Source organism: Desulfovibrio sp. OH1186_COT-070 (assembly GCF_003860215.1).
Taxonomy (GTDB): domain Bacteria; phylum Desulfobacterota; class Desulfovibrionia; order Desulfovibrionales; family Desulfovibrionaceae; genus Desulfovibrio.
In genome coordinates, this window is record NZ_RQYH01000043.1 from 1 (window position 1) to 16,472 (window position 16,472).

A 16,472-nucleotide genomic window follows, 5' to 3' on the forward strand; every position below is an offset into this window, starting at 1 on the left:
GTCACAAATATCGTGTCGTCGATGTGCGCGCATAGCTTCTCCTGTCATGCAGGAAGAGGTGTTATCATACTATTCATAGTTTGACGACACTATCTAAACCGCCTACGCGGCGGATAACAAAATCCCGCTGGCGGACGGGGACGGCAAGCTCTTCTAAACCGCCTACGCGACGGATAACATCGCCGTCTGGTGGGGCTGGCCCGTGCTGGGCTTCTAAACCGCCTACGCGGCGGATAACGGAAGCAAAGTCCGCCTCTGAAGGCATGGACGCTTCTAAACCGCCTACGCGGCGGATAACCGAAAACTGGTGAAATCAAACCGCCACATGCGCTTCTAAACCGCCTACGCGGCGGATAACTCTATGTCATACTGTCAAAAAATTGACACTATCTTCTAAACCGCCTACGCGGCGGATAACAGCTATACACCGCAGCTGACATTTTACCGCGTCTTCTAAACCGCCTACGCGGCGGATAACCGTATGAAAGGACTGTCACACGCTTAAATAGCCTTCTAAACCGCCTACGCGGCGGATAACTGCAGATATGGCGTCGTCACGAGGTGGGACGACTTCTAAACCGCCTACGCGGCGGATAACGGTACTGCAAACAAGATAGTAGTTTGCAAAATCTTCTAAACCGCCTACGCGGCGGATAACAACGTGTTCGGGACGGCCCGCATCCTGCGGCTCTTCTAAACCGCCTACGCGGCGGATAACGAGTAACAATCCGCCGACAATCACGAGCCAGACTTCTAAACCGCCTACGCGGCGGATAACCTGCCCTAACGTCAAAATTTTGACACCAGGAGCTTCTAAACCGCCTACGCGGCGGATAACACTCTGGGCGGCGGCGAGGGCTGCCAGGCGAACTTCTAAACCGCCTACGCGGCGGATAACCCAGTCACCTGTGGTACTGCGCGTTGATAGCACTTCTAAACCGCCTACGCGGCGGATAACTATGTTAGGGGAAATAAAAGCCCCCACAACGCCTTCTAAACCGCCTACGCGGCGGATAACAACGCCGCTTTGCTGGCCCAAGCAGGCACGCATTTCTAAACCGCCTACGCGGCGGATAACTGGGACGGAGGATTGCCACACCTGCTCCGTCACTTCTAAACCGCCTACGCGGCGGATAACGATAATTACAATCCAGAGGATTGCGGCGAGCACTTCTAAACCGCCTACGCGGCGGATAACCGCCCGGCCTCGCGGGCCGGATTGCTCATTTTCTTCTAAACCGCCTACGCGGCGGATAACGTAGTCGCCAATGTCCGTGATGTCGTTATAATCTTCTAAACCGCCTACGCGGCGGATAACCATAACATCCGGGCCATACCCCAGACTACGCACTTCTAAACCGCCTACGCGGCGGATAACATGTTGAGGGTATCACCGCGTTGCATGGATATCTTCTAAACCGCCTACGCGGCGGATAACCCGGACTACATGGCCGCGCGTGATGCGCTGGTCTTCTAAACCGCCTACGCGGCGGATAACATACTAACAGTCCTCGGCAACGTATGCATTTTCTTCTAAACCGCCTACGCGGCGGATAACTATTTTACCACCGCCGAAGCTGCCGCCGCGTTCTTCTAAACCGCCTACGCGGCGGATAACGTTGTCGCTTTCGCCGCTCTCGCCGCGGGGCTCTTCTAAACCGCCTACGCGGCGGATAACGAGGTGGAGGCGGCGCTGCTGGCGTGTCGTATCTTCTAAACCGCCTACGCGGCGGATAACACATCAAGGAAGATTTACGGGCGGCCATGAACCTTCTAAACCGCCTACGCGGCGGATAACGTCGCGACAAGGATCCGACTTCACCAGTTGCACCTTCTAAACCGCCTACGCGGCGGATAACAGGAAGCTGCGGAAGCGTTGGGGTATGTCAATCTTCTAAACCGCCTACGCGGCGGATAACTACGACCGCTGAAGCCGCCGCCGCCGTGTTGACTTCTAAACCGCCTACGCGGCGGATAACCGCGCCTTCGGCGACAACGTGAAGTGGATCAACTTCTAAACCGCCTACGCGGCGGATAACCTTTTTTCCGGCAAGGGCGGCGTGCCCGATGTCTTCTAAACCGCCTACGCGGCGGATAACGCGGTCGGACAGCTCGTCGCGCAGCACATCAACTTCTAAACCGCCTACGCGGCGGATAACACACCGGCGTTTTCCCTGCCGGGGCTGAAAATCTTCTAAACCGCCTACGCGGCGGATAACGCGCGCCCGTGTCACGTCAGTCACGGGATACTCTTCTAAACCGCCTACGCGGCGGATAACCCGCTACGGGGAACAATCTGGCCGGCCTCGGGCTTCTAAACCGCCTACGCGGCGGATAACACAGTGACCGGGCGGTCAAGACGCCCCTGGACCTTCTAAACCGCCTACGCGGCGGATAACGCGGGCTGGGTATTCTGGGGGATTTTTTTCTGCTTCTAAACCGCCTACGCGGCGGATAACGAGCACATGTGCCATCTCTGTGGCACCTGTTTCTTCTAAACCGCCTACGCGGCGGATAACGGTACTGCAAACAAGACAGTAGTTTGCAGAATCTTCTAAACCGCCTACGCGGCGGATAACCCGCTGAAGCCGCAAAAGCCCTCGGATATGCTCTTCTAAACCGCCTACGCGGCGGATAACTCTTTCAAGATGAATCGCTTGGCATCGTCGCGCTTCTAAACCGCCTACGCGGCGGATAACGGGCTGACGGTCTACGGGCCGGCCGGCGCGGTCTTCTAAACCGCCTACGCGGCGGATAACACGGAACAACTATCAAATTATACTGCCAGCGACTTCTAAACCGCCTACGCGGCGGATAACTTACCGCCGTTGCCCCAATAACCATGTGTTGACTTCTAAACCGCCTACGCGGCGGATAACGATGTTTTTTTGTCGGATGCCGAGGCTGTGGACTTCTAAACCGCCTACGCGGCGGATAACGCCCCCACCCCCAAGCCCGCCAAGGGCGGCAACTTCTAAACCGCCTACGCGGCGGATAACGACTTGACACTATCTAATCGTTTGGATAAAAGCTTCTAAACCGCCTACGCGGCGGATAACTGAACGCTCATGACATAAAAACGGCGCTTCCACTTCTAAACCGCCTACGCGGCGGATAACCAGACAAGATTCACAAAAAATATAATATATACACTATATTACAAGCTGCTGAAACCATTATACCTTACTTTTTTTGAGCACAGATAACAATCCTAAATTATTCACTATTTTCGCACAGGCCAATAATGAACCTGAAGAGATGGTCCAGCACCTCCTGTTGCTGGCAATGCTCTATCAGCTCTTCCCTGAAGTCTTTGTGCGACTTTTTTCCCGCAGCGCAAACAAAGGCCGTTGGCATGACCAAGGCGTCTTTCACAACATCCGCAAAGTCAAAAACCAATGCCCCCCTACGAGTTTTTCCGTGCAGTACGGGCAAAGAAAAACTTATTCCAAGCCCACACAGTGCAACCGAAGCATAGCCATATGCAATGTAGTTTCCATGATCGAGAAAACCGTTACACACATCGCCACGAGTTGCTCCGGCCCCTTTCCCTTCTTCACGACTGAATGTGAAGTTGAATGATTTTGCAAGGATAGCATAAAGAGCTTTGGCCCACCTCGCCTCAGCCAGCAGGAGATGTTGCGTTGATTCAGCGCTATCAACATCTTCAAAAAAAGATTTGCGAAGTACTTCAGGAATAACAATACCATTTTTTTTCAATTCAGAGTTTTTTCTCCATTGTATTTCTGCATAGTTTGCGCGCTCCTTCAAAAGCTTTTTTCCTATATCTATGCGTTCATTATCGTCCAACCATTTGACCATCCATGACTGCATATACTCTGTCGGGCGGTATTCGCTTTGCGGGGGCATGAAAGCCATATCCAGAGCGCCGAAAAGCGGTGACCCGCCAGACCCGCAAAAACCAACCATCACATTCGCCTCGGCCATACGGCGCATGGCTGCATCGGTTATGGAAGACCCTTTGCCCAACAAGACAAAGGCCGTGTTGCGCTCCGGCAGATTAAAAAAAGATTCAATCTCTCCATCGTCTTGTGTTGCGTAAACAATACGATTGTCCATCTGCATCACGCGCACATGCTCCAGATAAAATACATTGGCGCGCTTGGAGAGCATTACAGGCCTTGGGTTGACTTGCTTTTTTCTCCTCATGACAAACTACGGCAAATCCGGCACACAAAAGAGGTTATGAGCACTGCACAAGCCATAACTGTTTGGCAGGCACTCCGCCTGCGGCGGTGTTCCCGATTCACGCCGCACAGCCAGCGTAAAATGCTGCCCCGTGCTCCTGCTGTTTACCACAAAGTAATCCATTTTTTCTTTCTGCATGCCCAATATACGCCGCTGACGCAACTGCCCTGCCTCTGCACCTGTCTTGCGATCACTTTTCAAAGTCGGTATCCGATACCGCCGAAAGGCCACCCATGCACCCCCATAGTCTTCCGAAACTGTTACAGGGTAATGCAACCTCGCGTAGTCACGCATCCAGGGCAGTTGCGCAAGCGAGGCTGCCAAAGCATCCAGATCCTCCCGGTCGGAGGCGAATATTCGTACCATTCCGCCGCCCTTGTCGCAGAAGGCCTGCCTGCCTGCCGGTATTGCCAGCGCGTAGGTGTGCGGCTTTGCCGCAAACAGGGGATGCAGCAAGGCCAGCATACGCCCCCGCAACACAGGGGCGCTCATACCCGTGTCTTCAACAGCAACGACCGCCTCAATATCAAAATACACGCGGGGCATCATGGCTATGCACTCTCTGAAAAGACGCCGCCACGAATGATGCAGGCCGTCAAAAACATACCCTCGGCTGTGTCGGGATCCATATCGCCCACCCGCAACATGTATCCAAAGCCGGAAAAATTTTTGTCGTTGCGGAAAAACAACTGCGCATCAAGGCTTGCACCGTTGGGTTCTACAGGAATTGCAAGGCCGCGCTCGGCATAGGCGGGATACCACGTATCAATCGTGCGCAGGGCGTTGCCCACTTTCTGGTCTCGCAAAGCGGCCTGCCCGCGCTCCTGAACGCTGTGCTTGTCCTGGCTTTTGGGCGCTTCACCCACACAATACAGGGGGCGAGCAAAACCTCGCGCCTTGTCTTCAAGATAATTTTGTGAGGGAAATACTTCCAAAGCCCCACGCACGCCAAAGTCCACGTCCGCTTCCACAAGCAGGGAGACATCGCGCTGCCCCTGCAACCCGGCGACAATATGACCGGCAACAGCCTTTTCTGCATCGGAATATGAATCGAATGTATTCAGTGGGACTTGCAGGGCATCAAAGCAAACATCCAGATCAGCCCTGCTCCGCACACGCACGCTCACAGACTCTGCAATGGCCCTGTTGCGCCACAAAAAACGGCCGTTGGCCAGATTGCGTGCGTACCGGCAGGCAAGTTCTGCAAGGCCCGTACTGGTCTTGCCCTTCTTGATGAAGCTGGTCAGCCCTTCCCTGAAGGCAATCAGGTCTTCCATACTGTCTGTTTTTCCCGGCGCGCAAGAAAAAAGGGCTGATGCAAGGTCAAGAAAGCGTACCTCAAAACGCACGCGCAATTTTTCAGCCTTGGGATCAAGCTTGGCGGTATCTGTGGTCTGGATGTTGGAGACTTCTTCCCGAGTGGCGCTTTTGGCGCTGGAGTTTTCTTTTTCCCCAGATTTGTTGATGTTTTGCGTTCCACGGATGCCGTGGCGTACCACGGCAAGGGGCGACATGCTGCCATCGGCAAATACATTGAAAAAAAGGGCATCAGTAACCATAAGGCAACGCTGAAACGAAAGGACACCGGGCAGTTTTTTGAATGTCTTTGCCATGATATTTTCCTTTTCCTTGTTGGTTGACGTTAATCCTGATATATTCTGAACACATCTGGTGTTGTCCACTCTGACCGCCACAGGCTTTGAGTCGCCATATCTTCACCAAGACAGCGGCGTATGGGCACATATTGCACAAGCCCTATGAGTGGCTCTGCAAAGGCATGTTCGTACCCTTCGCGCGCGCCAGCCCGTTTTTCAAAAGGCGTGGTGGCAGCGTAGCCGAGACAGGTGGCGGAAAGCCAGCCAAGAGCGTCATTTTCGGCGGGTTTATGTCCGAGAGCGGCCACAAACTGTTCCGCACGATTGCCAACGCCCTCCCTTTCAAGCAAGTCACGGCGATCTCTGACCACGTAACCGGTGCGGACATACTCCAAGGCTTCGCGGACAGTACGGTGCAGGCAGGGCTTTGCCATGCTGGTGATGGTACCGCCAGCAAGACGGCCTCCGACAAGCAGGGAATCTATGCCCTCTGTAGCGCCAAGGTCACGGATGCCGACAACCAGAGATACCTCCATATGCGCACGGGCCACGGGCTGGAGTGACAACGCCTGCTTGTTTTTGGAGGAGTAGTCCGTGCCGTTTCTGGATGAACCAAAGGTATAGGCAGCCCCACGCCGCAGTTGCGGATTGAACACGCCGTAAAATGAATCCCCCAATGGTGTCTGGCTGTGCAGCACAAAAGCCATTGAAAGCACATGGTCTGCCATATCCATCTTGCGCCCCAGAGCATGCGCCATGAACCATGCAGCCAGCACGGGCGGACCGCCCATCAGAAAGGCGGCATTATACATGTTGGCCCCCTGAACGCGCATATGGGGCAGAACAAGATAGGATGTCATCGGAATGCCTCCTCCATCATGGCTTCAAGGCTGATGCGAGCCGACGAATCCAGCTTGAACAGGCTGTGGCCGCTGCTTTTGTGCGGCGCGAGCATTTTGGCAACCACCAGCCGGGCCATGCTGCGGGGCCAATTTTCGCAGCGTGCGCGCAGTGGGAGATCGAGCAGGCCCCGCAGTTCCGCTGGCCGCACTCGCGGTGAAACCAAAGCATACCGGGGCGGATCAAGTTCCTGGAGCATATCTTCCTCCGGCAGCAGGTGAGCGTGCCGGGTCAACAGTTCGCGGGCTTCAGCGGCCATATCGAGTACACCCCGGGCAATGGCGGCCATGAGTGCTTCTTCCTGCTCTCTTTCTCTGAGCGTGATTGCGGCATCGTCAACGTGTGGATTGTGCATGGCTTCACGAAAATGCGCATACTGCTGCACTGCCTGCCTGAAAATCCCCGGCGCATGCGTGTCAAGCGGCATACCTTTATGGTACAGGGAAAAGGCATCTCGCACGGATGTGGAAACCCCTGGCGCAGCCACCATGAGGGGCCGCTGCATGGACCGCACGAGACTGCCGATGTTTTGGGGGTTGGAGCCGCCGATGCCGAACTGGGCTTGGCGCAGCTTGCGCATCGAGCCCTCTGCTGCTTTTGCCGCTTCGTTATGCTGCGGCACAAGGCCGTGTTCTTTGGCAAAAAACAACGGGCAAATGCTGCTTGCCGTTATGGGGGTCATACTCACATAGCCCTCGGGTGCGTCTTTTTTGGGGACAAGCACCTGACGCAGGCGATGATCCACATACTCTGTGCCAGTACTGTAGCCCGAGGCATTTGCAGCCGCAATACCGGCGATAATGGCAGCTTTTTCTTCTGCTCCCGCGTCCTTGGCATCTGGAGAATCAGCAAGAACCCAATTGATTTGCTTGACGATTCCGGCTTTGCCCGCACCGCCTTCCGCATAGTCCAGCGGAAAGGAAAGGCCGCTTCCCAAGAGTGTGCGCAGCGAAATATAGGGCAGATCCACGGCCGCATCCGTCCCAAGCCTGATGCCTACAAGACTTGCGTTGGAGTTGACGGTTTTGGAGTTGAAATGGACAAGGCGCTTTGCTTCTTGCCGATATGTTTCAGGAGGATATGACTTCCATTTTTCGCTCATGGCGCTCCTTTCCGTCCGCATTGGCGGGCGGATTCAAATCTTTCTCCGTATGCCGAAACCCGGATTGTAGATGAACGTATCGCTGTCGTAAGACGTCAGTTCTGCTTGCAGACCTTCCTCTGGCGATATGCCCGCCTCATGGCACAGAGTTTCCATTTCTGAAGGCTCAAGAGACAGCCAGGCATTGGGGGGAGCCTTTTCTGCGCTCATTTCGTGCTCATTGCGCACCCAGCCTGCACCCTGGGAATCTGTTTTCCACTCAAAATATGTCCAGCTGCTGCCTTCTGGCTGAATCCGCCAAAGCTGTTTGCGAACACTCCTGTCACGCAATGGCGTTTGTTCGTAGGGTGTGGACGCCATACGAAATGCATCAACAGGTGTCTGAATAAATAACCCCTCATTTCCGTCCCTGTCCACACCAAAATATGGAGTCACTCTTTCGCCGATGGCTTTGTCGTCGGCATTGGCAAAACAACTCCCGCCGCCAAGACGCAGCCTGGCATCAATGCAAAGGGTTTCTTCCTGCCACGGCAACAGGTTGGCAAGATCGTGCCTTGCATAGGCAGCGGCGGCTCCCTTTTTTTCGTAGCCGGGGCTCACAAAAGCCGGATGATCGGGATTGCCTTGCTCACAGTTTTTGCAGTGCCTCAAATTATACTGGAGGATTGCGATATTATGTGCAGGAATATGGTCATAGCAAACCATGCGGTGTCTGTTTACTCTCCCTGCGACCTGCACAATGGATTGGGCACTGGAAGGCTCAATGACAGCCCAATCAAAATCATGGTCCCGGCCAACTTCTTCCACTGGCGTAGCCACAACAATAAAGAGAACATCTTGTGAATCGGCAACGCGGGCCACAAGAGTCCGGATTTCTTTATCTGAAAATATGCGGGAATTGCCCCGCTTGCGGGTCAGCAAAAAATCGAGCCGACGCTCTTTGTGGAACCGGCTGATGCGCCAGTCACCGGCATGATAGCAGGCCACATGGGCGCAGGAGAGGCTGTCGGCCAGACTGCGCGCGGTGGCGATGGCATCATTGATGTGCGCCATGCGCACGAGCCCAAAAGATATTCGCTTGTCCGGCGCGAATTCCCATGCATTTTCCTGATGCAGGCGCTGGACAGCTTTGAGCACCCCGTTGTGGAAGCCTTGGCTGGTGGTGGGCTCGACAGGCTGCAAAAAAGCCCGCCGCTGGCAAGGGGACCGCCGCAAATGGGTCATCATGTCCTGCATCCGGCAGGTGTACGCTTGGGCAAAAGTTGCAGCATCGGGAGCAGCCTCAAGCAGATTGGGGGCCAGGCAGTCATCAATAAAGGCTATGCTGAACTGCGGGGTGCTGCCTGATTGCTGGGCCAGATGCTGCCGGAGATGCTGCCCCGAAACCCAAGCCGCGTGGATGGCCTCTGCCGTAACCTGGGACAGCGTGGCCGAAGAGCAGATGATGTTGCGCCCGAAAAAGGCACCAAGCTGCACAAGCCGCAATACTGCCACAAAAGCTTCAGGGTCGTAGCTGTCAATTTCGTCCAACACCAGATCTGCTGTCATAAGACGCAGCAACGCCTTGACGTGGTGGCCTTGACGCTGCGGGCAGCCCGCAGCCTCCAGAAAATCAATGGTCGACACCAGCAACGGTGCGCCAAGGACAGTTCTCTCCCGATCTGTGCGCCAGAAAGCTTCCATCCACGCGGGCAAGGGGCCGGAATCTCCACTGCACAAGATTTCCGGTTCGTCAGCATCCCTGTCATCTGTTGCCGTGGCCTGATGATTCCAATCAAAAAGGCTTTGCGTGACACCATCGCCGATAACAGTAGCCATATCGGCAGGCAAAATGCCGAGATCATCTTGCAGGGAACGCCCGGTTTGCAAGGTCAAACTGCGCAGGTTGAGCGCAATGGAGCAACGCGGCGCGCTCTGCCGCGACAAGATACAGGCCGCGCGCAGGTTCATTCTTGTCTTGCCACTGCCTGTTCCCGCCATGTTGAACACGAGGCAAGGGATCTCCGGATTTTCCAACCGCCAACGGCTCAAGGCATCAGCTGCGCGATTTTGCCAGTGAAAACGTGAAGCTTCGTCCGCAGGATCAAGAATTGATACCACAGACGCCTCTTGCAGCCCCTCGAGAAGGCTGTCCTTGCCCTGTGCAAGCTGCCCCATACGCCATGCGGTGCTGGCAGCCACATGAGTGACCGTATGCAGGTGCCAGGACAAAGGCTGGTTGAGTTGGCGTACCCCCTCGACAAAACGGGTATTGGCTGCGCTCGCGCCATGATTGAGGCATGCAGGGTATTCCATTGCAGAAACAGTATGATCGGCAAAAATAAGCGAAGCGCGGGCCAGAATGAGGCATGCCCACCAGAACAATGTGTATCGCTCGCCCTGCCATGCGCCAGCCAGTTTTTCCAGCTTGGATGCAAGCCCCTGATACTTTTTCCAAATATCTTCGGGCAAAGCTTCGTGAGGCTGACAATATTCTTGTGGAACAGCGTCTGACCGCACATGGGAATCACGGACCGACGGCACATGCCCACCTCCCTTGTCGCCAGCAAACAGCCGATGGTGGCTCGCGACAAGAAATTCAACAGCTTCTGAAGCTGTTGCCGGAGCGCAACAGCGTTTGTAGCTGTGCGGGCGATCCATGGTTCGCGCAAGCGCCTCGGGATTGCACAAGACGCGCCATGCCTCTTGCCAGCTTTTGCCCTGGCGCAACTCCCGCAGCAAGCAGACGGATATCCATTCATGACGCACATCATCGCGCTGACGTTGCGATGCGCGCAGTTTTTGCTGAAAGTGTCTCGAATACTTGCCCAGATCATGAACCAGAGCAGCAACTTGCGCCAACAGGCAAACACAGCGAAGCCAGACAGGAGTTTCCTTATTGCGCGGCTTGGAACACCGCGATGTGTGCACAGCGACAGCCCCGTTGGCGGCAAACTTCCCGCGCGCACCAACCACCCACAGCAAACGCATGCGGCGGCGACCGTCATTCTGGTAACAAGCCACTGCCGTATTGCGGGTGGCTGTTTTGCGCAGAGCAGCATGCAGTTCTGCCAAGCCTTCCGAGGTTATGGGAGTCATCCAGGTACGGACGCCCACCCTTATCGCATAACTATCCAAAATTTTTCGTGTTTTTGAAATTGACCGCCGGGTACATTCAGAAATGAGGACAATATGCATCTACAATTCACTCCATGGGATGCAGAAATCCAACCTTGATCTGACAGCATGCTCCGTTTTGACGATAACATACAGAAAGTTTCGCACATTTGAAAAATTACGTAGCCCGCCAAGTTGGTTAGACAGTATCGTCGAATTATTACTGCCCACAATGAGATGCACCTGATTTGCATGGCGGCAGGGAAGGAAGGGCTTCGTTTTGCGTAGCGCGTAGCGATGCCGCGCCATCTCTTGAGGTAAAGAAAGGCGTTCTCGACCAGATGGTGTACACGGTATAGAACTTTGTCATAGTCCCGCTGCTCCTTGCGATTTTTTCTGGGTGGAATGACGGGCTGACAGCCAGACTCAACAACTTGGTCTATAATTTCATTGCTGTCATATCCACAAGGAGTTTTTTCCAAACACTCCGGTCACGCCAACGGCAAAACCGGCGATGGGTATTTTCCCAGTCTCCAAGGTCAGGAGGCAGATCGCGCCATGGCGCTCCCGTTCGTCATATCCAGAATACCGCGTTGACAAACAGCCTGTTGTCTCCGGCCGGGCGACCAACACTCCCCTTTTTGCCGGGAAGATGTGTCTGTAGATTTTCCCAAACCCTGTCACAAATATCGTGTCGTCAATGTGCGCACATAGCCTCTCCTGTCATGCAGGAAGAGGTGTTATCATAGTATGCATAGTTTGACGACACTATCTAGAAGTATTCCCCACAGGCGTGGGGATGAGATGTAGCGACGGCCGCAGTGGCGCGCGCCCTGGACACCACTGTCCGCATCGCGGCAGCGCCAGCGAGCACAGAAGCTACGCTGATTCCGACAACGACTTTTTCACCGAAAAAATTCTGATGACGCATGAGGAATTTGAAGCGTCACAGATGAGGAATATCAAGGAGGCGCTATTTCAGTCCACATCAGGCGAGTACGAGGACATGCTGCGCCGCATGAAAGAAAAATACGGTGAACGTCTGTACCGGGACATGACAGACGAAGAACTTCGCGACCTGGAGGCGAAGGAGGCGGCCTTTTTTGCTGCAAAAAAACAGGCGAAGCCGCAACCTGAGCCTGAAGTAGAGCCCATATACACATCGGAGTTCAAGGGATGGTTTGGCGATTGGGAAGACGATGCGGAAAACGCCAGCAAGGTCGTGGACGATGACGGCTATCCGCTGGTTGTCTATCATGGGACGCCAAAGGCAGGCTTTGAGGCGTTCGACAGGGAGCGCCTTGGTAAAAGCACTTGGCACAGCACGGCGCAGCTTGGATTTTTCTTTTCGTCGGAACGTGTGGCGAACGGCTTCACAGGGTTGGACAAATTTTATGACCCGCCGGAAGCTGCCGGGATTTACCCGGTGTATCTCAACATGAGAAATCCTTATGAAATCTCTGCCGAAGATTTTCGCGACACATACCTCATGCCTGAAGGGGTGGAAGACTGGCGCGACGGGGATGACCCTGTCATCCAGAAAAATGTCGCACTGCTTGTCGAAAAGCTGGAAAAGGACGGGCATGACGGGATAATTATCAGGGCTGCGGAAGACCCGGAAATCAGCGATACATGGGAAGAGCTTGCCTCCCCCAATTTTGTTGTCTTCTCCCCGGAGCAGATAAAGTCCGTATTCAACCGTGGCACATGGGACGGCAGCGACCCGCGCATTTTGTTTCAGACGGCGCACCACGGCAGCCCGCACAAATTTGACAAGTTCTCCCTGGAGCATATCGGCAGCGGAGAGGGCGCGCAGGTGCACGGTTGGGGAGTCTATGTCATGCGCGATGCAGATGGTATCAGTGGTGAAGCTCGCGCGGGATACACCGACAGAAGATACAGGGAACGCCTTGTTGGCAATGAGGAATATTCTCCGGAAATCAAAAGTGTTGGCGTTCTTCATGTTGACGGGGAAGTCTTTGACGTTGATTCCATAGAAGACGATGAAGTCAGGGAGTATATTCTCAACTTCACGGAAGGGGATTATGCAAATGACTTCATCGATTGGGACAATCAGGGGGATATAAGGTTTGGAGAAACAGGGCTCAAAGATATTGTTGAGGAGGCAGAGTGGCAAATTGAGCAGAACAACAAGGACATTGAAGATTACGAAGCGTCCGGAATGGCAGACGAAAAGGAGGAACTGACAGAAGAAAATGAAATGCTGCGTGAAAGAATCGAGATAGCGCAGCGCATTATGGACCGTGGATATATGCCCGTAGAATGGGAAGAAGCGCCAGCACCGGAGGGGCAGCTTTTTGATCTGGAAGTCCCTGACGATGACGTGCTCTTGGACGAGCATTTAGCACTCAAGGACCAGCCGGAGTTTGTCCGTGAGAAAATTCGTGAGGGGCTGCAAGACGAAAATTCCGCGCTGTACGGCCTCAAGGTGGAGGAAAGCTCCACGGGACGGGATTTATACAAACGGCTTGCCAAAAAACTTGGCAGCGACAAGGAGGCGTCTCTTTATCTGAACTCGCTCGGCATCAAGGGGATTGCATATGTCGGAGGGGTGGATGGCCCGTGCGCGGTCATCTTTGATGAAGACGCCATTGAAATTCTGAAGACGTATTATCAGACGGCCAATCGCGGCCAGTCCCAAGCCGAAGCCGCCCTTGAGCGGGACGTGGCCGCTTGGAAAAAGACGGTGGATGATTTCCTTGCCGGGACGTTAAAGCCGCGCCGTTCCGTCACCATCCTTTCGCAAACGCCTCTCGTTCTGTCATTGCTTGGGGCCAACAAAGATCTGTCCGTAAGCACAGACTACGGAAAGCTGAAAAAAATACTGCACGATAAGCATAAACTGCCTGAAAATGTCCTGAAGCAGGTCGCTGGGGCTATGGCCGATCCTGTCATGATCTTCGAATCTTCCACTGTGAAGGGAGATTATGTCATGATGCTGGACTTGAAGGATGAGAAAGGAGCGACTGTTGTTGTTCCTATATCATTCAATTATAATGGGATAGGTGGGTATACTGTAAATTATGTTCCAAGCGTGTATGCAAAGTCCAACATACAAACCGGAAGACCTAACAATGCTTGGTTCACGTCGCAAATTGAAAGTGGGAATCTTCGATACATCAACAACAAAAAAAGCCGTGCATGGGTGAAGTCTTCTGGGCTCCAATTGCCCAAGGTTGGTTCACATCCACGCAACGGCAAAAACAAGATACTCACCGAAACCGATCTTGTCAAGCTGCGGGAGCAGTATCCCACGCATTACAGCGGGGCGGCGGGCACAGCGCGCGGCGGCATGCGCAAAATGGCGGACGGTCGGTATGTCGTCGGCCTGTTCAAAAGGGCCGATGCCTCCACCATCCTGCACGAGACGGCCCACTTCTGGCTGGAAGAACTGCGCGAGGCCGCCAGACTGGAAGCCGCTCCGGAATGGGTGCACGACGCCTGGGCCAAACTGCAAGCTGCGTATGGCTTTGAAGGCTTTCTGGACGGGAAGAACGCGGAAGGCGTGGCCGCCTGGACAGGCGTGCAGGAAAGATTTGCCCGCGAGTTTGAAGCCTACGCCCGTGAGGGCAAAGCTCCCTCATGGGAACTGCAATCCGCATTCAACAAGTTCCGCAACTGGCTGACGGAGATTTACCGCACGGTGCGCAAACTGCTTGGAGCGCACGGCGTGTCGGAAGATGCGCGGGAAGTCTTTGACGTGCTTCTGGCAACGGAAGAAGAGATTGCGCTGTCACAGCGCCGGGCTTCGGAAAATTCCGTCATGGATCTTCTGGAAGAGGAAGTTTCCCCGGAACTGCGCGACAGATATGCCAGAAATGAGGCGTCTATACTTTGGGCAAGGAGAACATCCACCATGCTGACCCCGGAACAACGAAAAGACTTTGAAGACCACAAGGAACTGGATGCAGAGATGTCCCGCCAGTACGCAAACTACCCGCCGTTCGCGGAGTTCAAAAAGACGGAACGGTACGCACGGGCCTGCGCTTCCGTTCGGGATGATTTGCGCAAGGAGCCGGAACCTCCGGACAATGAAGAAATCGAGTACCATGTCTTGCGCAGATACATGCGCTTTGGCCCCGGAAGCTGGCCGTTCGAGACGCCGAACGGGCCTGAACTGCTTGCAACAGATGCCGACGGCACACAGCATTGGGGGTTCCGGTGATCATGCCTCCCGCCAATGCGTTCCACTCTCCCCTGTTCCATCCCAACTGCCATTGCGTGATGATTGGAGTTACGACAAACGGGGAGCGTACTGAACGCCCTGCGGAAGCCGGGCTCTCGCGCTGTGTGGTGTCCAATGACGCGCCGCCTGCGGCAGCGCATCGGCGGCGAGACGCGGGTGCGGATAGGGCATTTCCTGGACGACTTGCTGGACCGGACCACCAGCAGCGACGACCCTGTGGACGTGCGGCGTTTGCTGGAAAAGCACCGCATGGGCGAAGTATACGATCAGGTCATGGAAGAAATCGTCTGGGGCGAAGCTGCCAGGCTGACTCCCGATGAAGTGCTGCTGGTGCTGCGGCCGGAGGGGGAAAGACCGTTGCTGGTGGAGCGCGGGCCGTCCGTGATGGTTGACGGTAATCCCATTCCCGTCGCGTCCGGTGGCCCGCTGTTCAAATCAATGGGTATTCGCAACGGTTTTGGGCTGGTCAAGGTCATAGCCAAGCATGGAGAACTTTCTCTCCTGCCGGAGCGTCTGCGCGTCACCAGGGAAGACGTGATGCGCATTCCTGATATTTTGCGGGAGTACGAGCCAACGACCAATGAAAAAGGCTACAGAACATGGGTTGTGGAACGTGAAAACGGCAGTCGCCTGGTTGTGGGTGAGGGCGGCGGAAAAACAGATGTCGGGCGGCTGGTGACTGTTTTCGCTACGGAAGAACCACGCCCGCTATCCAAACAAAAAGCTCCTGCGGAATCCTCCAAGCCCGGCCTCTCAAGCCAAGGTGGAGATACTGCCGGGGGAGCTTACTATCGCGACCCCCGGAGTCCACAGGAGCAAATTCCTGACAGGGAAAAAAACCTGTCCGGTGACATGACCTTGGCTGAAAATACACCTGATGTCAAGGAAAATTCTGTGGATTTCGAGCTGCAACGTCTCAACGATGCTCCAGCCGTTGCGACGAAGGAAGCTACGGATGGAGACAGCAGTTGGTTACACGGGCAGTCAGCCGGAGAAAATACCGGGGATGCAAGCCTTACTATGGAATTGCAACGTCTCAACGATGAAGGCCGCCTGACGCCGGAAGACCTGGCGGAGCTGGACGCCCTGGACAGGGATGCCCGCCGCCTGGAAACCCTGGAGCGCATCAACATGGGCCTTGTGAACTGTATCTGGTGTAATCTCCCCATTTGTGGCAGGCTTCAAAAGTAGAGCCTATGCCGACCGTTTCAGTTTCATGGCCGGGGTGATGCCACCGGTGCCCATGCTGGGCCGTTCGTTGTTACAGGTCCAGAGCCAGGCTGTGGCAAACTCCTGTATCCAATGACTCAAAGAGATACTGATTCAGCCAGTCATACCGCACGGTTCGGTTATAGCGTTCGGC

The 16,472-nt window shown here is 54.7% G+C and carries 8 protein-coding genes, 2 pseudogenes and 1 CRISPR repeat array; of the genes and pseudogenes, 2 read left to right on the top strand and 8 right to left on the bottom strand.

Annotated features, from left to right (window positions below; translation table 11 throughout):
• Nucleotides 1–90: 90 nt before the first annotated feature.
• Nucleotides 91–3,119: direct repeats of the CRISPR family, unit length 28 nt; unit sequence CTTCTAAACCGCCTACGCGGCGGATAAC.
• Nucleotides 3,120–3,216: 97 nt separating this feature from the next.
• From cas1f to EII23_RS10860, 7 genes and pseudogenes are all read right to left on the bottom strand, one after another.
• Entirely contained in the window at nucleotides 3,217–4,170 is a 954-nt protein-coding gene (gene cas1f, locus EII23_RS10830; RefSeq protein ID WP_124793386.1) for a type I-F CRISPR-associated endonuclease Cas1f, read from the bottom strand.
• 6 nt (nucleotides 4,171–4,176) lie between these two features.
• Nucleotides 4,177–4,758, bottom strand: coding sequence for a type I-F CRISPR-associated endoribonuclease Cas6/Csy4 (locus tag EII23_RS10835; RefSeq protein ID WP_124793387.1), 582 nt, complete (start codon nucleotides 4,756–4,758; stop codon nucleotides 4,177–4,179).
• Nucleotides 4,759–4,760: 2 nt separating this feature from the next.
• Nucleotides 4,761–5,822: a type I-F CRISPR-associated protein Csy3 gene (gene csy3, locus EII23_RS10840; protein ID WP_124793388.1), complete on the bottom strand. Its 1,062-nt coding sequence runs from the start codon at nucleotides 5,820–5,822 to the stop codon at nucleotides 4,761–4,763.
• 29 nt (nucleotides 5,823–5,851) lie between these two features.
• The gene (locus EII23_RS10845) at nucleotides 5,852–6,664 is read right to left on the bottom strand and encodes a type I-F CRISPR-associated protein Csy2 (RefSeq protein ID WP_124793389.1); all 813 of its coding nucleotides are present in this window, start codon (nucleotides 6,662–6,664) and stop codon (nucleotides 5,852–5,854) included.
• On the bottom strand, nucleotides 6,661–7,806 hold the full coding sequence (locus tag EII23_RS10850; protein WP_260424695.1) for a hypothetical protein: 1,146 nt from the start codon (nucleotides 7,804–7,806) through the stop codon (nucleotides 6,661–6,663). Before EII23_RS10850 ends, EII23_RS10845 begins: the two co-directional genes overlap by 4 nt.
• A 33-nt stretch (nucleotides 7,807–7,839) precedes the next feature.
• Nucleotides 7,840–10,983, bottom strand: a complete 3,144-nt coding sequence (gene cas3f / locus EII23_RS10855; RefSeq protein ID WP_124793391.1) for a type I-F CRISPR-associated helicase Cas3f — start codon at nucleotides 10,981–10,983, stop codon at nucleotides 7,840–7,842.
• A gap of 146 nt (nucleotides 10,984–11,129) precedes the next feature.
• Nucleotides 11,130–11,590, bottom strand: a pseudogene (locus tag EII23_RS10860) (transposase); the annotation flags it as partial.
• Between the two features lie 111 nt (nucleotides 11,591–11,701).
• On the opposite strand from EII23_RS10860, the gene EII23_RS10865 reads away from it, so the two are divergent.
• Both EII23_RS10865 and EII23_RS10870 read left to right on the top strand, forming a co-directional pair.
• Entirely contained in the window at nucleotides 11,702–15,088 is a 3,387-nt protein-coding gene (locus tag EII23_RS10865; protein ID WP_124793392.1) for a hypothetical protein, read from the top strand.
• Between the two features lie 135 nt (nucleotides 15,089–15,223).
• Nucleotides 15,224–16,300 (top strand): hypothetical protein, encoded by a 1,077-nt coding sequence (locus EII23_RS10870; RefSeq protein ID WP_148091253.1) that lies wholly within the window; start codon nucleotides 15,224–15,226, stop codon nucleotides 16,298–16,300.
• A 3-nt stretch (nucleotides 16,301–16,303) separates the two neighbouring features.
• On the opposite strand, the pseudogene EII23_RS10875 reads toward EII23_RS10870, so the two are convergent.
• Nucleotides 16,304–16,472 (bottom strand): annotated as a pseudogene (locus EII23_RS10875) (integrase core domain-containing protein); the annotation flags it as partial.